This window comes from Sandarakinorhabdus sp., from assembly GCF_040398645.1.
Classification (GTDB): Bacteria; Pseudomonadota; Alphaproteobacteria; order Sphingomonadales; family Sphingomonadaceae; genus Sandarakinorhabdus.
Window position 1 is genome coordinate 1 of record NZ_JBBATR010000050.1, and the last position, 17,207, is coordinate 17,207.

Annotated in this window: 19 protein-coding genes, 2 tRNA genes and 1 riboswitch; of the genes, 9 read left to right on the forward strand and 12 right to left on the reverse strand. The window is 63.6% G+C overall.

Translation table 11 applies throughout. The annotated features are described in order from the left end of the window. The 3 genes from thiC to ABWP50_RS10540 form a co-directional block, all read right to left on the reverse strand. Nucleotides 1-1,733: phosphomethylpyrimidine synthase ThiC (gene thiC, locus ABWP50_RS10530; RefSeq protein WP_353217946.1), on the reverse strand; the 1,733-nt coding region annotated here is incomplete at its 3' end. A 44-nt stretch (nt 1,734-1,777) separates the two neighbouring features. Continuing rightward, a riboswitch (TPP riboswitch) is annotated at nt 1,778-1,886 on the reverse strand. Between the two features lie 4 nt (nt 1,887-1,890). Continuing rightward, nucleotides 1,891-2,631 carry a sterol desaturase family protein gene (locus ABWP50_RS10535; protein WP_502951035.1) on the reverse strand — a complete coding sequence of 247 codons (741 nt, stop codon included), beginning with the start codon at nt 2,629-2,631 and terminating at the stop codon, nt 1,891-1,893. Between the two features lie 90 nt (nt 2,632-2,721). Next, nucleotides 2,722-2,797 (reverse strand) — tRNA-Ala (locus ABWP50_RS10540). A gap of 148 nt (nt 2,798-2,945) precedes the next feature. Between ABWP50_RS10540 and ABWP50_RS10545 the strand changes: the two genes are divergently transcribed. Continuing rightward, a complete protein-coding gene (locus ABWP50_RS10545; protein ID WP_353217964.1) occupies nt 2,946-4,160 on the forward strand; it encodes a BaiN/RdsA family NAD(P)/FAD-dependent oxidoreductase in 1,215 nt (404 codons plus the stop codon). Further along, complete coding sequence (locus ABWP50_RS10550; protein ID WP_353217947.1) at nt 4,154-4,828, forward strand: nitroreductase; 675 nt, start codon at nt 4,154-4,156, stop codon at nt 4,826-4,828. The genes ABWP50_RS10545 and ABWP50_RS10550 overlap by 7 nt, the downstream gene beginning before the upstream one ends. A gap of 83 nt (nt 4,829-4,911) precedes the next feature. Here ABWP50_RS10550 and ABWP50_RS10555 read toward each other — a convergent pair whose 3' ends face one another. Next, nucleotides 4,912-5,655, reverse strand: coding sequence for a hypothetical protein (locus ABWP50_RS10555; RefSeq protein ID WP_353217948.1), 744 nt, complete (start codon nt 5,653-5,655; stop codon nt 4,912-4,914). A gap of 108 nt (nt 5,656-5,763) precedes the next feature. Further along, nucleotides 5,764-6,615 (reverse strand): dienelactone hydrolase family protein, encoded by an 852-nt coding sequence (locus ABWP50_RS10560; RefSeq protein WP_353217949.1) that lies wholly within the window; start codon nt 6,613-6,615, stop codon nt 5,764-5,766. Nucleotides 6,616-6,758: 143 nt separating this feature from the next. Between ABWP50_RS10560 and ABWP50_RS10565 the strand changes: the two genes are divergently transcribed. Both ABWP50_RS10565 and ABWP50_RS10570 read left to right on the forward strand, forming a co-directional pair. Further along, nucleotides 6,759-7,151: a hypothetical protein gene (locus ABWP50_RS10565; protein ID WP_353217950.1), complete on the forward strand. Its 393-nt coding sequence runs from the start codon at nt 6,759-6,761 to the stop codon at nt 7,149-7,151. 109 nt (nt 7,152-7,260) lie between these two features. Continuing rightward, nucleotides 7,261-7,992 (forward strand): hypothetical protein, encoded by a 732-nt coding sequence (locus ABWP50_RS10570; protein WP_353217951.1) that lies wholly within the window; start codon nt 7,261-7,263, stop codon nt 7,990-7,992. Here the strand turns inward: ABWP50_RS10570 and ABWP50_RS10575 are convergent, their stop codons facing one another. Continuing rightward, on the reverse strand, nt 7,993-8,931 hold the full coding sequence (locus ABWP50_RS10575; protein WP_353217952.1) for an acyl-CoA thioesterase: 939 nt from the start codon (nt 8,929-8,931) through the stop codon (nt 7,993-7,995). A gap of 109 nt (nt 8,932-9,040) precedes the next feature. On the opposite strand from ABWP50_RS10575, the gene ABWP50_RS10580 reads away from it, so the two are divergent. Next, a tRNA-Asp gene (locus ABWP50_RS10580) sits at nt 9,041-9,117 on the forward strand. Nucleotides 9,118-9,160: 43 nt separating this feature from the next. Here ABWP50_RS10580 and ABWP50_RS10585 read toward each other — a convergent pair. The 6 genes from ABWP50_RS10585 to ABWP50_RS10610 all read right to left on the reverse strand — a co-directional run bounded on the left by ABWP50_RS10585 (nt 9,161) and on the right by ABWP50_RS10610 (nt 11,791). Further along, nucleotides 9,161-9,955: a sterol desaturase family protein gene (locus ABWP50_RS10585; RefSeq protein ID WP_353217953.1), complete on the reverse strand. Its 795-nt coding sequence runs from the start codon at nt 9,953-9,955 to the stop codon at nt 9,161-9,163. Further along, the gene (locus ABWP50_RS10590; protein ID WP_502951036.1) at nt 9,955-10,269 is read right to left on the reverse strand and encodes a chorismate mutase; all 315 of its coding nucleotides are present in this window, start codon (nt 10,267-10,269) and stop codon (nt 9,955-9,957) included. The genes ABWP50_RS10585 and ABWP50_RS10590 overlap by 1 nt, the downstream gene beginning before the upstream one ends. After that, the gene (locus ABWP50_RS10595; protein WP_353217955.1) at nt 10,266-10,505 is read right to left on the reverse strand and encodes a DUF2842 domain-containing protein; all 240 of its coding nucleotides are present in this window, start codon (nt 10,503-10,505) and stop codon (nt 10,266-10,268) included. The genes ABWP50_RS10590 and ABWP50_RS10595 overlap by 4 nt, the downstream gene beginning before the upstream one ends. A gap of 10 nt (nt 10,506-10,515) precedes the next feature. Continuing rightward, on the reverse strand, nt 10,516-11,118 hold the full coding sequence (locus ABWP50_RS10600; protein WP_353217956.1) for a 5-formyltetrahydrofolate cyclo-ligase: 603 nt from the start codon (nt 11,116-11,118) through the stop codon (nt 10,516-10,518). 222 nt (nt 11,119-11,340) lie between these two features. Next, nucleotides 11,341-11,658 (reverse strand): cell division protein ZapA, encoded by a 318-nt coding sequence (locus tag ABWP50_RS10605; RefSeq protein WP_353217957.1) that lies wholly within the window; start codon nt 11,656-11,658, stop codon nt 11,341-11,343. A gap of 4 nt (nt 11,659-11,662) precedes the next feature. Beyond that, nucleotides 11,663-11,791 (reverse strand): hypothetical protein, encoded by a 129-nt coding sequence (locus ABWP50_RS10610; RefSeq protein WP_353217958.1) that lies wholly within the window; start codon nt 11,789-11,791, stop codon nt 11,663-11,665. Nucleotides 11,792-12,091: 300 nt separating this feature from the next. Here ABWP50_RS10610 and tkt point away from each other — a divergent pair, with 300 nt between their 5' ends. The 4 genes from tkt to ABWP50_RS10630 form a co-directional block, all read left to right on the forward strand. Further along, nucleotides 12,092-14,056 (forward strand): transketolase, encoded by a 1,965-nt coding sequence (gene tkt / locus ABWP50_RS10615; RefSeq protein ID WP_353217959.1) that lies wholly within the window; start codon nt 12,092-12,094, stop codon nt 14,054-14,056. A 36-nt stretch (nt 14,057-14,092) separates the two neighbouring features. Continuing rightward, the gene (gap, locus tag ABWP50_RS10620; RefSeq protein ID WP_353217960.1) at nt 14,093-15,100 is read left to right on the forward strand and encodes a type I glyceraldehyde-3-phosphate dehydrogenase; all 1,008 of its coding nucleotides are present in this window, start codon (nt 14,093-14,095) and stop codon (nt 15,098-15,100) included. Then, the gene (locus tag ABWP50_RS10625) at nt 15,100-16,308 is read left to right on the forward strand and encodes a phosphoglycerate kinase (protein ID WP_353217961.1); all 1,209 of its coding nucleotides are present in this window, start codon (nt 15,100-15,102) and stop codon (nt 16,306-16,308) included. The genes gap and ABWP50_RS10625 overlap by 1 nt, the downstream gene beginning before the upstream one ends. Before the next feature lie 9 nt (nt 16,309-16,317). Next, the coding region (locus tag ABWP50_RS10630; RefSeq protein WP_353217962.1) for a class I fructose-bisphosphate aldolase at nt 16,318-17,207 on the forward strand (890 nt) is incomplete at its 3' end.

Below are 17,207 nucleotides of genomic sequence, written 5' to 3' on the forward strand. Positions count from 1 at the left end.
GTGATCTTCATGCTGCAGAACTTCGGCCCGCACATGGAGCAGAAATGCGCCACTTTCGCGCCTTCGGCCGGCAGGGTTTCGTCGTGGTATTTCAGGGCGGTTTCGGGATCGAGCGACAGGTTGAACTGGTCGCGCCAGCGGAAATCGAAGCGGGCGCGGCTGAGTGCGTCGTCGCGCAGTTGCGCGGCGGGGTGGCCCTTGGCGAGATCGGCGGCGTGGGCGGCGAGTTTGTAGGTGATGACGCCGACCTTCACATCGTCGCGGTCGGGCAGGCCGAGATGTTCCTTGGGGGTGACGTAGCAGAGCATGGCGCAGCCGAACCAGCCGATCATCGCGGCGCCGATGCCGCTGGTGATATGGTCGTAACCGGGCGCGATATCGGTGGTCAGCGGCCCGAGCGTGTAGAACGGGGCTTCACCGCAGGTTTCGAGCTGCTTGGTCATGTTGACCTTGATCTTGTGCATCGGCACGTGGCCGGGGCCTTCGATCATCACCTGGCAATCATGCTTCCACGCGATCTGGGTGAGCTCGCCCAGGGTTTCGAGTTCGGCGAATTGCGCGCGGTCGTTGGCGTCGGCGATGGAGCCGGGGCGCAGGCCGTCGCCGAGGCTGAACGACACGTCATAGGCGCGCATGATCTCGCAGATTTCCTCGAAGTGGGTGTAGAGGAAATTTTCCTTGTGGTGGGACAGGCACCATTTGGCGAGGATGGAGCCGCCGCGGCTGACGATACCCGTCACGCGATTGGCCGTCATCGGCACATAGGCGAGGCGCACGCCGGCGTGGATGGTGAAATAATCGACGCCCTGTTCGGCCTGCTCGATCAGCGTGTCGCGGTACACTTCCCAATTCAGGTCTTCGGCGACGCCGTTCACCTTTTCCAGCGCCTGGTAGATGGGCACGGTGCCGATCGGCACGGGGCTGTTGCGCAATATCCATTCGCGGGTGTTGTGGATGTTGCGGCCGGTGCTCAGGTCCATGACATTGTCGGCGCCCCAGCGGGTGGCCCAGACCATTTTTTCGACTTCTTCGGCGATGGAGGAGGCGACGGCGCTGTTGCCGATGTTGGCGTTGATCTTGACGAGGAAGTTGCGGCCGATAATCATCGGTTCGGCTTCGGGATGGTTGATGTTGGACGGGATGATGGCGCGGCCGCGGGCGATTTCGTCGCGCACGAATTCCGGTGTGACATAATCGGGGATGGAGGCGCCGAAATCTTCGCCGTCGCGGATGTGCCCGGCCAGCTGCGCGCGGCCGATGTTTTCGCGGATGGCGACATATTCCATTTCGGCCGTGATGATGCCGCGCCTTGCGTAGGCGATCTGGGTGACAGCTGGGCTGGTGCCAGAGCCGAAGTTCTTGGCGCGCCACGGCATCGCGTTCACATTGGGGAATTGCTGCACTTCGGGCTGTTTCTTGCCCCCAAAAATGCCATTGTCTTCGGGCTTCACTTCGCGGCCGAGATAACGCTCGACGTCGCCGCGCGCTTCGATCCAGGCGGTGCGCAGCGGCGGCAGGCCGGCGGCGATATCGATCACGGCGTTGCTGTCGGTGTAGATGCCCGACGTGTCGTAGATGCGCACCGGCGGTTCCTTGGCCGATGGTTCAAGGACAACTTCGCGCATGGCGATGCGGAGTTCGGGAAACAGGCTGCCGGCGACATGGATTTTGCGGCTGCCGGGCAGCGGCCCGGTGGTGACGGGCATTTCCAGCTTGCTGTTGATATCGGCCATGGCGCGCGTCCTTTGCAAAATTCGGACGGAACGGCGCGCGCTGCCTTTGGCGCTGCGTCCCTCCCTCCGCCGGTTCAAGCCGGATCAGGTTCAGCGGGTCAGGGCCATCAAGCCCACTCTCAACCAGTCGCGCTGGCTCCCCGGGGAAGTTTGAGGATTAGGCCTGGCGAGCCCAGTTGGCAAGGCCGCGATCGGTGCCGCACAGCTTGTCCCAGAAGCGGAAATACAGGCCGTAATTGCAGGTGTAATGGCGGTGGTGGGCTTCGTGGTGGCTGGCGCTGATGAAATGGCGGCCGAACCAGCCGTTCACCCAGGATTTCGGGAACATGTCCCAGCCCATGTGATTGGTGACGCCCATGATGGTGGCCACCAGCATGACGATGCCCAGCGCGCCGATGTGGATGGGGATAATGAACAGCAGAGCCGGGATCAGGATCGCGCCCGACAGTGCCTCCCACGGATGAAAGCTCATGGCGGCCCAGGCGGTGGGCGGCCGGCTGGCGTGGTGCACGGCGTGCGCGGCCTTGAACAGCCGCGGCTGGTGCATCCAGCGGTGCGTCCAGTAAAACCAGGTGTCGTGAGCGAACAGATAGGCAAGGATGGACAGTGGCCACCACAGCGCCTGCACCGGGCCATCGACGCTGACCATGATCTGCGTCCAGCCCAGGCCCTGCCAGGATTCGATGGCGAGGCCGGCGGGCACGGCATAGATGAACGCCGAGATCAGCGACCAGCGGATTTCATCTTTCACTTGCCGATCACGCTTCGCCGGATCGGCCGGGCCAGCCAGCACGCCGCGCCGCCGCGTCAGCCATGCAAAGCCGCCGGACACGGCAAGATAGCGAACGGCGATGATCAGGGTCATCGACAGCACGGTGTAGGTGAAGGTTGCGATCACGACTTTGCTCTAGCGCGCGGTGCGGGGAGCGCCAAGCGGCACCAAGTCGCGGGGGTGATCGGGGGACCTTGCAGATCGGCGGTGCAAAACTGGTGGAGCAGAGGGGGATCGAACCCCTGACCTCAGCAGTGCGATTGCTGCGCTCTCCCATCTGAGCTACTGCCCCGCACCAGTTCTGTCGTCCCGCATTGCGGACGGCCGTTCGTATAGCGCGCGGCTGCAGCATTGCAAATGGCTTTGCTTCGACTTGACGCCAGGGCCCCGCGTCAGGGCTGCGCCTTCCCTTGGCCCGCGCCGCCCGCTACGGCCCTGCCATGCAACTTGATGCGATCATATTGGGCGCCGGCGGCGCTGGCTTGTTTTGTGCGGCAACCGCCGGGCTGGGCGGTGCGCGGACGTTGGTGATCGATCACAATGCCGAACCCGGCAAGAAAATCCTGATTTCCGGCGGCGGACGTTGCAATTTCACCAATATTGGTGCGGTGCCGGACCGGTATCTCAGTGAAAACAAGCATTTCGCACGCTCGGCGCTGTCGCGCTACACGCCGGCGGATTTTGTGGCGCTGGTGCAGAAGCACGGCATTGCTTACCATGAAAAGACCTTGGGCCAGTTGTTTTGCGATGGTTCGGCCCGGCAGATCGTGGCGATGCTGATGGACGAATGCGCTGCGGCCCATGTCGATTTCGCGTTCGGCGCGGCCATTACTGCGGTCAACCATGCCGATGGCCTGTTCACGGTGGCCACCACAGCCGGCAGTTTCTCGGCGCCAAATCTGGTGATCGCCACCGGCGGGCCCGCGATTCCCAAGCTGGGTGCGACGGGTTTTGCGTATCAGCTCGGCAAGCAATTTGGCCTGAAGATCATCCCGCCGCGCCCGGCGCTGGTACCATTCACGCTGCCGGGCGCCGAAAGCCTGTTTCGGGAGCTGGCGGGGGTGGCGGCCGAGGTTGCGGTCAAGGCCGGCAAGGCGGCGTTTCGGGAGGCGGCGCTGTTCACCCACCGCGGTCTGTCTGGCCCGGCCATGCTGCAGGCGTCGAGCTACTGGCGGCACGGCGAGGCGATATCGGTGGATTTTCTGCCCGATGCCGCGCTGGACTGGCTGACCGACATGAAGCGGCAACGCCCCAAGGCTGGCCTGAAAAGCGTGCTGGGCAGCGCGTTGCCCGATAGGCTGGCGACGGCGCTGGCCGAGGCGCTGGGCATTTCTGGCGAGATGGCCAATCACAAGGATGGCGTGCTCAATGCCGCGATGCAGCGGCTGAAGGGCTGGAGCTTTCGGCCCGATGGCACCGAGGGTTTCGCCAAGGCCGAAGTGACGGCCGGCGGCATCGATACGGCCGGGCTTTCGTCGCGCACGATGGAAGCCACTGGGGCGACCAATCATTTGAGCAGTCAGAATTTGGGGCTTTACGCCATCGGCGAAGCAGTGGACGTCACCGGTTGGCTGGGCGGGTATAATTTCCAGTGGGCCTGGGCGAGCGGACATGCCGCCGGGCAGGCAATCGCAGAGAAGGCAGGGCAATGCTGACATATGACGAAGTGGTGACAGGCCGCCGCAGCGCGCGGGGTTTCAAGCCTGATCCGGTGCCGCTGGCGCTGATCAAGGAAATCCTCGCCCTAGCCATGCGCTCACCGTCATCGATGAACACGCAGCCGTGGAATTTCACCGTGGTGACCGGCGAACCGCTCGATCGCATCCGCGCCGGCAACACCGAACGCAACATCGCCGGCGTGCCGCACAGCCGTGAATTTCGCACCGGCACCGCCTTTGAAGGCGTCCACCGCGAACGCCAGATCGGCGTGGCCAAACAACTCTTCAGCGCCATGGGCATCGCCCGCGATGATGCTCCGGCGCGCATGGACTGGGTGCTGCGCGGTTTTCGGCAGTTTGACGCGCCCGTGTGCGTGATCATCACCTACGACAAGGTCCTGTCCGGCAGTGACGACACGCCGTTCGATTGCGGCGCCGTCTCCACCGCGCTGGTCAACGCCGCTTGGTCACGCGGGCTGGGTGCGGTGATCAACAGCCAGGGCATCATGCAATCGCCGGTGGTGCGCGAACATGCCGGTATTGCGGATGATCAGGTGATCATGAAGGCGATCGCGATCGGCTGGCCGGACGACAGTTTCCCGGCGAACGCCGTGGTGTCGGAGCGCAAGAGCGTGGACGAGGCGGCGCGGTTCGTGGGGTTTTGAGGAGACGGGCTGCCGCTTGATTGATGTATCAAGTCCAAGGCGATCGTTCACATAGGCAAACGACCATCCATGGTATCGGCGGCCTATTCTGGAATTTGGACAACAAAACTGCCATCCACACGCCGCACCTCCTGGCAGTGGAACCAGTCGGCATTGCTGGATGCGCGCAGTGCAGCCGCCAGCGTTGCCGGCCACTTGCCCGGGTCGCTATCGTCGAATGGTCCCGAGGTGCAGGTGACATAAACCGGGTTTGGCAGGCCGGTGGTGAAGACGCGGGCCTCTGCGGATCCGCCGGCCTGTTTCAGGGCAAATAGTATCTGCGCCGTCATCGCGCCGTCGTAAGGGATAAGGGGCGTTTGCTCCGTATCCCGCCAGAAGCCCTCGGCGTTTGCCCGGCGGCGTGTGACTTCAACAACTTCGGTATCATGCAGCACCACTTGCCGGTCGAGGCAGGCACCGTCTGTGATGCAAGTGGCATCGAAGGTGGCGGTCAGTACGACGCTGGCAAAACGGAATATCGCTTCTTGTTCTTGACTCCCAAAACCGGTGCCGGGCAGCAACGGCCTGAATGTCAGTTGCAGGCATGGGCCTAGATCGTCGGCTTCGGGGCACAGCGCACATTCCCAACCGAGGCATTCGCTGAGTCGCCCCCGCAACAACACTCGCTGGCCGGCGAACTTCTTCGGCTGCGCCATCAGGCGCGATGCGGATATGGCGAGAGCCTCGCCGTGGGCCGGCAGGACCGCACGCGCTTCGGCGAGCAGCCAACCCGCCGCAAAACCGGCGACGACAAGCGAGACGCCGACAGCCAAGAGGCGGATGGGCATTGCACCAATGGACACTGCGCGCAGCAACCCATCATTATAGGCGAGCCGCGTTATCCCGCCAATAAGGCCCAATCGCCGCTCAAATGACGAAAGTTTTGGCTTTGGTAATCACACCCCGTTGGCCTTGAAATGCGCCAACAGCTTGCCCCACGCATCCTTGCCGGCGGCCGCATTGTAGCTGGGGCGGTAATCCGCCAGAAAACCGTGATCGGCATCCGGATACAGCATTATGCTGCTCTTTGATCCTTTCAGCGCCGTCTGCATCGCCTCCACGTCCGCCACCGGGATGCCCTTGTCGAGCGCGCCATAGAGGCCGAGCACCGGGGCTTTCAGATCGTCGGCGACGTCGAAGGGCCAGCGGCGGTTTTCCGGGCCGGGTTCGCCTTTCAGGCGGCCATACCATGCGCCGCCGGCCTTCAGTTCAGTAAAACGTGCAGCGGCCATCCAGGTGACGGCGCCGCCCCAGCAGAAGCCGGTGATGCCTAGCTTTTTCCCGTTCACGAAGCCCTGGGTGCCCAGCCAGTCGAGCGTGGTCTTGGTGTCGCCCATCACCTGTTCGTTGCCGGCCTTGGCGACGATGGCGCGGATGGCGGTGAAGTCGGTCAGCTTGGCCAGCGTCTTGTCTGGATCGCCGCGGAAGAAATATTCCGGCGCCACCGCGACATAGCCGGCTTTGGCAAAGCGGCGGCAGACATCCTTGATCCATTCGTGGACGCCGAAAATCTCGTTCACCACGATCACGGCGGGGTGTTTTCCTGTTCCTGTCGGGCGAGCGACGAAGGCGGGCAGGCCGCCGGGCAGGGTTTCCCAGCCCGTCACCAGCCCATCGGCGGGCGTGGTGATCGGCTGCGCATTGGCGCCCACATCAAAGGCGGCATAACCGGCCGCGACCATCACTGCGCGGCGGGACAGGTTGAGATCGTCGTCTAGCGTGCCGTCAGGGCGGGTGAGCGTGGCCATCGTGTGTCTCCGGATCGGTTCCACACCACGATACGCCATTGCGCCTATCGAACAAGGCACGGCGACATTTGCTGAGGCCACATCTTGCATATTTCGCGCCGAACATTACAATAAGGCAATCTTATAAAGGCTCACCAGTCGCCATGTCCCCAGCCATCGTCATTCTGCTTCTGGCCGCCGTTCCGGTCACGGCTGCCGCGCCGCCGGCCAATCCGCAACTTGCGGTGGAGCATCGCAGCTGGATCGACGACCAGGCGCGCTGGAATGCCCAGCACATGGCTGCCGCGCGCCGCCTGGAGGCGGTTGCAGCGGCGCTGCGCCGTCACGACACCAGCTTTGATCAGCACGGCAGTGAATTGCGTGATCATGACCGCAATGTCATTGCACATGGCCATGATGCGGCGACGCGCACCCGCCACAATCGCCTGCGTGCCGCCCATGCCGAAGCAGGCCGCAGCCACAACCGCCTGATGGCTGAGGTTGATGATCTGGAACGCACCATCGCTGCCAATCTTGCCGCTGACCGGTTTCGGTAGAGCGGGCGCCGCATTGCTGGCAATATCCGCGCCGGGCCGTTAGTGCGGGCGGGCGGGTGCCGTTGCCTAGCCCGCAGGGTGCGGAGATATTGCGGTGAAGCCCAGCGTCATGATTGCATCGCCGCTTTATGGCGGCCTGTGCACGGTGCAATATGTGGAAGGCCTGCTGCAAACGATTGGCAGCATGCAGGCGCGCGGCATACCGCTTTACTGGTGCCATTTGTCCAACGAAAGCCTGATCACCCGTGCCCGCAACGAGCTGGCGCGGCTGTTTCTGGCCAGCGATTACAGCCATTTGATGTTCATCGATGCCGATATGGTGTTCGATGGCGATGCTGTTGCGGCGCTGCTGGCGGCCGATGCCGATATTGTGTGTGGCATCGCCCCCAAGCGTGAGCTGGATTGGCCGCGTGTGGAGCGCGCCGCTGCTGCTGGCCAGACCGGCCTGCAGGATTATGCCGGCAGCTTCGTGTTCAATCTGCTCGATGAAAATGCTGCGCAGCCGGACGCGCGCGGCCGGATCGAGGTGCGCCATGGCGGCACTGGGTTCATGATGATCAACCGCCGGGTGTTTGAAACGTTGCAGCCGCACGTGCCCAGCTACCGGGTTTCAACCATGCGCGATGCGGCCACCGGCGAATATCTGAAGCCGCTGACCCATGAATTTTTCGCGACCAGCATCGATGAAACCGGCGCGCTGTTGTCGGAGGATTATCATTTCTGCGCGCTGTGGCGGCGGCACGGCGGCTCCGTGCATGCGCAGCCGTTCGTCAAATTGGCGCATGTCGGCAATTATGTTTACGCCGGCGACCTGATCAAGGCCGGCGGCAACGTGAAATGATTACGGCCGGCGGACGCGAATCAGGCCTTCCTGCATGACGCAGGCCACTGGGCGGCCGTTGATATCGTGCACAATCGCCCGGTTGATGCCGCGCCCACCGCCGGCCATCGGCGAATCCTGGTCGAACAAATTCCAGTCATTCAGATTGGGTGTGTCGTTGAACCAGATGGCGTGATCCAGGCTGGCCGATTGCAGCGCCGGATTGGCCCAGCTGATGGCGTGCGGATTGAGGCAGGTGTCCAGCAGTGTCATGTCGCTGGCATAGGCAAACAGGCAGCGTTGCAACACCGGATCGGCGGCTTGCTCAGGCGTCAGGGGCGCCGCCAGCCGCACCCAGTGCCGCTGCTGCGGCGCGCGCGCAGTGGGCGCAAAGAAATCATCCTGCTCCACCGCGCGGACGTCCAGCGGCCGGTCCCGTGTTTGCCACAGGGTGCGCCATGGCTCCGGCGCACCCGGGGCATTGCGCCGTGCCCAATCGGCTTCGCTTTCCAGCGTTTCTGGATGCGGCACATCTGCGGACGGCGCCACGGCATGTTCAAGGCCGGGCTCGCTGATCTGGAAGCTGGTGGCCATGTTGAAGATCGGCCGGCCTTTCTGGAGGGCAATCACGCGCCGGGTGGTAAAGCCGGCACCGTCGCGGTCGCGCTCCACCTTGTAGATGATCGGGTCGGCCGGATCGCCGGGCCGGATGAAATAGCAATGCAGGCTGTGGCACAGGCGATCGGCCGCGACGGTGTGACTGGCCGCCATCAGCGCCTGCGCCACCACCTGGCCGCCATACACGCGTATCCAGCCTTCGTTGGTGGACTGGCCGCGGAACCGGTCTGATTCCAGCTGTTCCAGCTGAAGCAGTGCCACAAGGCTGGTGACGGCGCGCTGCGGGTTTGGCGCCGCCGCCGGGTCGCTTCCTGTTTCGGGGGAGGGTGCAGTGCTGTCCATGGCCCCAATTAGCCGATAACGCGCTGCCTGCAATAGGCGCAGGTTAGGCAGGCAATCACTGCTTGACACCGCAGCGCCGCGCCCATATTGCCGCCCTTCCACAGCGCAAGCGGGTGTAGCTCAGTTGGTTAGAGCGTCGGCCTGTCACGCCGAAGGTCGCGGGTTCAAGTCCCGTCACTCGCGCCACTGCTGCATGACAGGAGTGGCCATCCCGCCGCCGCTGTGGACCTTATTGTTCTGATTGAAGCGGTTGCAGCAGCAGCCGGTCCAACCGCTGATCATCGGGGCCGCGAAAGCTGGGCTGGCCAATGGCCATGGCAGCGTGCCCGCCCTGCGGCTGCGCCTGTAATGTGCCGAACCAGCGATCCCACACCGCCAGGAAAAATCCGAAATTATGCGCCTGTTCCGATGGTTGCAGTGAATGGTGCACCCGATGCAGATCGGGTGTGATGATGATCGGGGATATGCGGCGCTCCAGCCAGGCCGGCAGGCCGACATTGCCGTGACTGAACATCGCCGCGGCAGACAGGATGATTTCGAACAGCAATACGGCCAGCGGCGACGCGCCGATCGCCAATACCATTGCCAGCTTGAACAGCAGCGAAACCGCCATCTCCAGCGGATGGAAGCGCAGCGCCGTGGTCACGTCGAAATCGGGATCGGTATGGTGAACGCGGTGCAGCCGCCACAGCAGCGGAACGGCATGAAGCAGCCGGTGCTGCCAATAAATCCCCAGATCGAGCAGCACGACCGCAGCCGGTACCGCCACGATCGCCGGCAGCGGAACGGCATTGAGCAGGCCAAACCCTTGCGCCTGCGCCCACAGCGCCGCGCCGGTGGCCAGCACGGGAAGCGCCAGCCGCACCGCCGCTGTGCCCACGACCAACAGTGCCGTATTGTTCAGCCGCCGCCGGCCGCGTCCCGCAGCCGGATGCCGGCGCGGTGCGATTTCTTCCCAGATCAGCATGGCTGCCAGCACGCCGCCAAACACCGCAAGGCGAACAATGGCTTCCGTGGACGGCATCAGCCTTGCCGAGCGTGCAATGCGTCCCACTGACCAAGTTCGTGGGAAATTGATGCTTCGACCAGTGTTTCCCACAGCGCTGCTGCCATACCATCGGGCAGGCCGGCGGCCGCCGCAGCAGATGCCGCATTGGCAATCACTTGCGCCTTGCGGGCTTCATCACGCACCTCGCCGCGCTGCACCTTGATGCGCGCGGCGGCATCCATATAGCCAAAGCGGCGGCCAAGCAGCGCCACCAATTCCAGATCGAGCGCGTCCACACCGGCGCGCACATCGGCCATGGTCTGGCAGGCTTCTGGCGATAAAGGCTTCATTTTGTTCGCCATTTTCCGGTGTTCATCCACAGGAATAACGGCTTTAGGGGGGCAATCCAGGCGATGCCCGCCACCAGATAGGCCGCGGCCTGCAACAGCTTTGGCCAGCCGATGATGAAATCAGCCAACACGGCGATGATCAGCGCATAAACGGCGATATACAGGATCATGCCAATCATGCCGGCTGGCTTGCGCCAGCTGGGTTCGGGGGGGATGCGGTGCGGTGCAAGTTGCATGGAGCGCGCTTTATCGTGGTTTGCGGCAATCGACCAGCCGCTCAGGTGTCGCGATCATGTCAAGCGGCATGTCCCACGGATCAGCCGGCAAGCAGGCTGCAATCTGGCATTCCCATGCCACGCCGATGGCCAGCAGCGGCCGGTCGCGCTGCACGGCGGCGGCGTGCAAGCCCGCCAGCGCCCGATCATAATAGCCGCGGCCCTGGCCCAGCCGCACACCGCTCAGCGTAACGGCGATCAATGGCACCAACAGAAGATCGGGTTCGACCAGCGGCGTCGTTGCAGGCGGCTCGGGGATGCCTTGAAAACCGGGCCGCAAATCGTGCCGTCGGGCAGCATGATAGCTGATATCGGAGCCGGACACGCGCGGAAATGCATGGCTGCCGACGCGCTTCTCGATCCACGCGGGATCGATTTCGTCGGCCACAGCTGCATAGCTTCCAACGATCACAACAGCTTGCAGCATTGGCGCGACCTGATCGGCCAGTGCCTGTTCAAGGCCCGTGCGGCGAGTGCTATCGACGCCGGCAACAAAGGCCCGGCGGGCAGCACGGAACTCGCGGCGCAGATCGGACTTGGTCAACCTTATGGCTTTCTTGGAATTAAGCAGCATTTGAAGGGGGTTGGCGGGACCACCATGGGCCGTTGGACTTGAAGATCCTCTGACGCCAGAACGTCAGGTGGGAGCCAGGTGTGACAGACCAGGGTCCATCCAGTGCCAGCCCCCGATAGGATGATTATCGCCTCAGGGATGCTTGCTTGCGCGTACCGGGCAGTGCCCGCCGGGTGTAACATAGGCGTTTGCTGGCCCAGGCTCAAGGGCCGCGTGGCGCCTTCAGCTACGGCTGATCGCTTCCAGTCGTTCAACGATGCCGCGCAGCTGGGCCAGATCGAGGGCGGTGGCGGTTGCAGCGCTTGCGTTGGCGTCAGCGACGGCGGGTGCGACACCGGCGCGGGCATCGGCAAGTTCGTCAGCCAGCATCAACGCCACCATGGCCAGGGTTTGCGCTTCGGATACCACGCCCAGCGATTTGGTCAGCCGGTTGGCGCGGGCCGCCAGATCGGCGCCGAGTTTTTCGATGCGGGCTTCATCACCGTCGCGCGCGGCAATGCGGTAATTGTGGCCGTTTATGTTGATCGAGACCTGGGCCATCCGTTCAGCTTTTGCCGGCCAGCAGCAGATCGAGCGCGGCCAGTGTTTGCGCAGCTGCGGCTTCGATGCTGGCCAGTCGCGCGTTTGCTGCTGCATTGGCTGCCGCATCGGTGCTGCGGCGCTGTTCGATCACCGCCAGGGCAGCGTCAGCGCGGGCAAGCAGATCAGCCAGTTCGGAAATTGCCTTGCTCCCTTATGCATCAGCGCGTTGTGCCACATTGATAAGGCCGTGGGTTAGGAACGGTCAAGCCGGCTTGTTGGTTCGTGCGCCAGCCATTGCCGGCAAATCCATACTGTCACCGTGCCGCAGTGCAGCTAATGGTTGACGCGGCCTTGGCGCTTCGGCCAAAGCCGCAGGCAGATTTTCAATTTCGGCTTGCCGGCGGCGTTTTTGCGAAAAATGCGGCGCGGCAAGGCCTGAGGAATGGCTGCAATGACCGAGCTTTCCCGCGCTGCCAATGCCATCCGGGCGCTTGCCATGGATGCTGTCGAAGCGGCCAATTCCGGCCATCCCGGCATGCCGATGGGCATGGCGGATGTGGCCACCGTGCTGTTTTCGAAGCATTTGAAGTTTGATCCCGCCGCGCCGCGCTGGCCGGATCGGGACCGGTTCGTGTTGTCGGCCGGCCATGGATCGATGCTGATTTATGCGCTGCTGCATCTGACCGGCTATGCCAGCCCGACAATGGCCGACATTCGCAATTTCCGCCAATTGCACTCGCCCTGTGCCGGTCACCCGGAAAGCACTGAAATTCCTGGCGTGGAATGCACCACCGGGCCGCTGGGCCAGGGTCTGGCGATGGCGGTGGGCATGGCCATGGCCGAACGCCATTTGAATGCGCGCTTTGGCGATGCGCTGGTCGGTCACCGCACCTGGGTGATTGCTGGCGACGGCTGCCTGATGGAAGGGATTTCGCAGGAAGCCATCAGCCTGGCCGGGCATCTGAAGCTGGGCCAGTTGAATGTGATTTGGGATGACAACCGCATTTCGATCGATGGCCCTGTCAGCCTGTCCAGTTCTGAGGACATGGCGGGACGGTTCGTGTCCGCTGGGTGGCATGTGGTGTCCTGTGATGGCCATGATGTGGCCAGTATTGACGCCGCATTGACCGCCGCCGCAGCTGATCCGCGCCCCAGCCTGATTGCCGCGCACACCACCATCGGCAAGGGTGCGCCCACGAAGGCCGGCACCAGCGGCGTGCATGGCAGCGCGCTGGGCGCCAAGGAAATCGAAGGCGCCAAGGCCGCGCTGGGCTGGGACTATGGCCCATTCGAAATCCCCGCTGACATCAAGGCCTGGTGGGAAGCGCTGGGCACCCCAGGCGCGGCAGCCCGTGCGGCGTGGGAAGCGCGGCTTGCCGCCGATCCACGCGCGGCAGAGTTCACCGCGTCCATGGCCGGCGATCTGGCCTCGGCTGGTGTGCTGGACGATTATCTGGCCGCCCTGTCCGCTAATCCGCCCAAGGTTGCCAGCCGCAAGGCTAGTGAAATGGCGCTGGATGTGCTGGTGCCGGCGCTGCCCGATCTGCTTGGCGGCTCGGCGGATCTGACCGGTTCCAACAACACCCGCGCCAAGGGGCAGGCGGTGTTCAACGCCGCGGATTATGCTGGCCGCTATGTGCATTATGGCATTCGCGAATTCGGCATGGCCGCCGCGATGAACGGCATGGCGCTGCATGGCGGTGTGGTGCCGTTTGGCGGCACATTCCTGGTGTTCAGCGATTATATGCGCAATGCCATCCGCATGGCCGCCATCCAGCGCATCCGGGTTGTGCATGTCCTCACCCATGACAGCATCGGCCTCGGCGAAGATGGTCCCACCCACCAGCCGGTTGAGCATCTGGTCAGCTTGCGCGCAATCCCCGGCCTGAGTGTGTATCGGCCGTGTGATGCCATCGAAACGGCCGAGGCGTGGGCCTGCGCGCTGGCGGACAGCAACACCCCGTCGGTGCTGGCGTTGTCCCGGCAGAATCTGGTGCCGGTGCGCAGCGGTTCGGCGGTGAACAAGGTCGCGCTGGGCGCCTACCGGGTGCAGGCTGCGGTTGCAGACCGAGCCGCGGTGATCGTCGCGACGGGTTCGGAAGTTGGCATCGCGCTGGAGACTGCGGCGCTGCTCGAGGCCGATGGCATTGGCTGCGATGTCGTGTCGATGCCGTGCTGGGAACGCTTTGATGCGCAAGGTCCCGCTTACCGGGCCGATGTGCTGCCGGCTGACGTGCTCAAGATTTCGGTGGAGGCCGGCATCACGCTGGGCTGGCACCGCTATGTTGGCAGTGACGGGATCACCGTCGGGCTCGATCATTTTGGTGCGTCAGCGCCGGCCGAGCAGCTTTATGCCGAATTTGGACTCACTGCGCCGGCAATCGCGGCGCAGATAAAGCAGAAACTCGGCCGTTAACGCGGCCGGACCAACACAGGAAAGAGGAACGGGCAGATGGCGCTGAAAGTGGCAATCAACGGCTTTGGTCGGATCGGGCGTAACGTGCTGCGCGCCATCATCGAATCGGGCCGCACCGATATCGTGGTGGTGGCGATCAACGATCTGGCATCGCCTGAAGCCAATGCCCGCCTGCTGGCGCGTGACAGCGTGCACGGGCCATTCCCCGGCACCGTGAGCGTCGATGGCGATGCCATGATCGTCAATGGCCAGCGCATTGCCGTGACGGCGCAGCGCGATCCCGCCAATCTGCCGCATGCTGCCATGGCTGTGGATATCGCGCTGGAATGTACCGGATTTTTTACCGAAGCGGCCAAGGCCGGTGCGCACATCGCGGCGGGCGCGAAGAAGGTGCTGATTTCAGCGCCGGGCAAGAATGTCGATCTTACCGTGGTGTATGGCGTCAACCACAGCGCGCTGGCGGCCAATCACAATATCGTATCCAACGCATCGTGCACCACCAATTGCCTGGCGCCGGTGGCCATGGTGCTCGACCGCGAATTCGGCATTGTGAAGGGCCTGATGACGACGGTGCATGCCTATACCAACGATCAGAAAATCCTGGATCAGATCCACGATGATCCGCGCCGGGCGCGGGCAGCCGGCCTGTCGATGATCCCCACCACCACCGGCGCGGCGCGGGCCGTGGCCGAAGTGTTGCCGCAGCTAAAGGGCAAGCTGGATGGCGCTGCCATTCGCGTGCCGACGCCCAATGTGTCGGTGATCGATCTGACCTTCGAAGCCGGCCGCAGCGTCACCCGGGACGAAGTGAATGCTGCGCTGCAAGCGGCCGCGAACGGCGAGCTTAAGGGTGTGCTGGACTTTACCGTTGAACCGCTGGTGTCGATCGATTTCAATCATAGCCCGGCGTCGTCCACTGTCGATAGCCTGGAAACCGCGGTGATCGGCGGCAATCTGGTGCGCGTGTTGTCTTGGTATGACAATGAATGGGGTTTCTCCAACCGCATGGCCGACACGGCGGTGGCGATGGGCAAATTCCTGTAATGGCTGGCTTTCGCACCATCGATGACATGCCGGCACTGGCCGGCAAGGCTGTGCTGGTGCGGGCAGATCTGAATGTGCCGGTGGCCACCGGGCCAGACGGCGTGCGCACCGTTACCGACGCCACACGGCTGCGGGCGGCGGTGGCGACCATCGCGGCGCTGGCGGATGCCGGGGCCAAGGTGCTGGTCCTGTCGCATTTCGGGCGGCCAAAGCAGCGTGATACCCAAAACAGCCTGGCGCCGATTGCAGCGGCGCTTGCCGATGTGCTGGGGCGTCCCGTGGTGTTCATCGGCGATTGCGTGGGCGAGCAGGCTGCTGCCGGCGTGGCGGATTTGCCGGCTGGCGGTATCGCCGTGCTGGAAAATACCCGCTTTCATGCCGGTGAGGAAGCCAATGATCCGGCGTTTGTGGCGGCGCTGGCGGCACTGGGTGATTATTATGTGAACGATGCGTTTTCGGCCGCCCACCGCGCCCATGCCAGCACCGAAGGCCTGGCCCGGGTGCTGCCGGCCTATGCCGGGCGCAACATGGCTGCCGAACTGAAAGCGTTGACCGCGGCGCTGGGCGAGCCCAAGCGCCCGGTGGCTGCGGTGATCGGCGGCGCAAAAGTCTCCAGCAAGATCGATGTGCTCACCAATCTGGTGGGCCAGGTTGATCATCTGATGATCGGCGGCGGCATGGCCAACACGTTTTTGGCGGCGCGCGGCATTTCAGTGGGCAAATCACTGTGCGAGCATGATCTGAAGGACACGGCGTTGGACATCATGGCGCGAGCCGCCACCAGCGGCTGCACCGTCCATCTGCCCTATGATGTTGTGGTTGCCCGCGAATTTGCAGCGAATGCGCCGCACCGCATTGCCAATATCCACGATATTGCCGATGATGAAATGGTGCTGGATATCGGGCCTGCCGCCGTCGAGGCGCTGGGCGATGCCTTGAAAACCTGCGCAACCTGCGTGTGGAATGGCCCGATGGGCGCGTTTGAGCTGGTGCCATTCGATGCTGCCACCGTGGCGCTGGCGCGGATTGCCGGCGCGCTGACGCAAGGCGGTACACTGCTGACCGTTGCTGGCGGCGGTGACACGGTCGCTGCCCTGGCGCATGCCGGCGTGACCGGCGAATTCAGTTTCATTTCCACGGCAGGCGGCGCGTTCCTGGAGTGGATGGAAGGCAAGCCATTGCCGGGCGTTGTTGCACTTCAAACCTGAGGGGGATTTATGTCGATCACACCGACCGTCAAAGCAATTTTGGCCAATTACGAAAGCGACAATCCCGGCACCAAGGCCAATCTGGCGCGGATGCTGATGCAGGGTCGGCTCGGCGGCACCGGCAAGATGGTGATCCTGCCGGTCGATCAGGGCTTTGAACACGGCCCGGCGCGCAGCTTTGCGCCCAATCCCGATGCCTATGATCCGCACTATCATTTTCAGCTCGCCATCGATGCCGGGCTGTCGGCCTATGCTGCGCCGCTGGGCATGATCGAGGCCGGAGCGGACACGTTTGCCGGACAGATCCCGACCATCCTGAAGGTCAACAGCTCGAACAGCTGGGCGACGAGCATCGACCAGGCCGTTACCGGCACCGTTGACGATGCGCTGCGGCTGGGCTGCAGCGCCATCGGCTTCACGATCTATCCGGGTTCGGACGGTATTTTCGATCTGATGGAGGAAATCCGCGAGCTGTCGCAGGAAGCCAAATCTGTCGGCATCGCCACGGTGATCTGGAGCTATCCGCGCGGCGGCATGATTTCCAAGGATGGCGAACTCGCGCTGGATGTCGGCGCTTATGCGGCGCACATGGCGGCGCTGGCCGGCGCGCACATCATCAAGGTCAAGCTGCCGACGGCGCATATCGAGCAGAAGGAGGCGAAGCCGGCCTATGCTGGCCACGACTGGTCGGCGCAATCGACGCGGGTCGCGCACGTGGTGAAAAGCTGCTTCAATGGCCGCCGCATCGTGGTGTTTTCGGGCGGTGCCACCAAGGGGGCCGATGCCGTGTATGATGATGCCATTGCCATTCGCGATGGCGGCGGCAACGGCAGCATCATCGGCCGCAACACCTTCCAGCGCCCGCGCGCCGAGGCGCTGGCGATGCTGGACCGGATCGT

What these genes read in the sequence shown, in the direction of transcription:
- ABWP50_RS10595 (WP_353217955.1), bottom strand. Translation starts at nt 10,505, where the DNA reads ATGCAACTTGCACCGCACCGCATCCCCCCCGAACCCAGCTGGCGCAAG.
- ABWP50_RS10555 (WP_353217948.1), bottom strand. Translation starts at nt 5,655, where the DNA reads ATGCCCATCCGCCTCTTGGCTGTCGGCGTCTCGCTTGTCGTCGCCGGT.
- ABWP50_RS10605 (WP_353217957.1), bottom strand. Translation starts at nt 11,658, where the DNA reads ATGGCCCAGGTCTCGATCAACATAAACGGCCACAATTACCGCATTGCC.
- ABWP50_RS10545 (WP_353217964.1), top strand. Translation starts at nt 2,946, where the DNA reads ATGCAACTTGATGCGATCATATTGGGCGCCGGCGGCGCTGGCTTGTTT.
- ABWP50_RS10550 (WP_353217947.1), top strand. Translation starts at nt 4,154, where the DNA reads ATGCTGACATATGACGAAGTGGTGACAGGCCGCCGCAGCGCGCGGGGT.
- ABWP50_RS10575 (WP_353217952.1), bottom strand. Translation starts at nt 8,931, where the DNA reads ATGGACAGCACTGCACCCTCCCCCGAAACAGGAAGCGACCCGGCGGCG.
- ABWP50_RS10590 (WP_502951036.1), bottom strand. Translation starts at nt 10,269, where the DNA reads ATGAAGCCTTTATCGCCAGAAGCCTGCCAGACCATGGCCGATGTGCGC.
- ABWP50_RS10560 (WP_353217949.1), bottom strand. Translation starts at nt 6,615, where the DNA reads ATGGCCACGCTCACCCGCCCTGACGGCACGCTAGACGACGATCTCAAC.
- ABWP50_RS10565 (WP_353217950.1), top strand. Translation starts at nt 6,759, where the DNA reads ATGTCCCCAGCCATCGTCATTCTGCTTCTGGCCGCCGTTCCGGTCACG.
- gap (WP_353217960.1), top strand. Translation starts at nt 14,093, where the DNA reads ATGGCGCTGAAAGTGGCAATCAACGGCTTTGGTCGGATCGGGCGTAAC.
- ABWP50_RS10625 (WP_353217961.1), top strand. Translation starts at nt 15,100, where the DNA reads ATGGCTGGCTTTCGCACCATCGATGACATGCCGGCACTGGCCGGCAAG.
- ABWP50_RS10570 (WP_353217951.1), top strand. Translation starts at nt 7,261, where the DNA reads ATGATTGCATCGCCGCTTTATGGCGGCCTGTGCACGGTGCAATATGTG.
- tkt (WP_353217959.1), top strand. Translation starts at nt 12,092, where the DNA reads ATGACCGAGCTTTCCCGCGCTGCCAATGCCATCCGGGCGCTTGCCATG.
- ABWP50_RS10585 (WP_353217953.1), bottom strand. Translation starts at nt 9,955, where the DNA reads ATGCCGTCCACGGAAGCCATTGTTCGCCTTGCGGTGTTTGGCGGCGTG.
- ABWP50_RS10600 (WP_353217956.1), bottom strand. Translation starts at nt 11,118, where the DNA reads ATGCTGCTTAATTCCAAGAAAGCCATAAGGTTGACCAAGTCCGATCTG.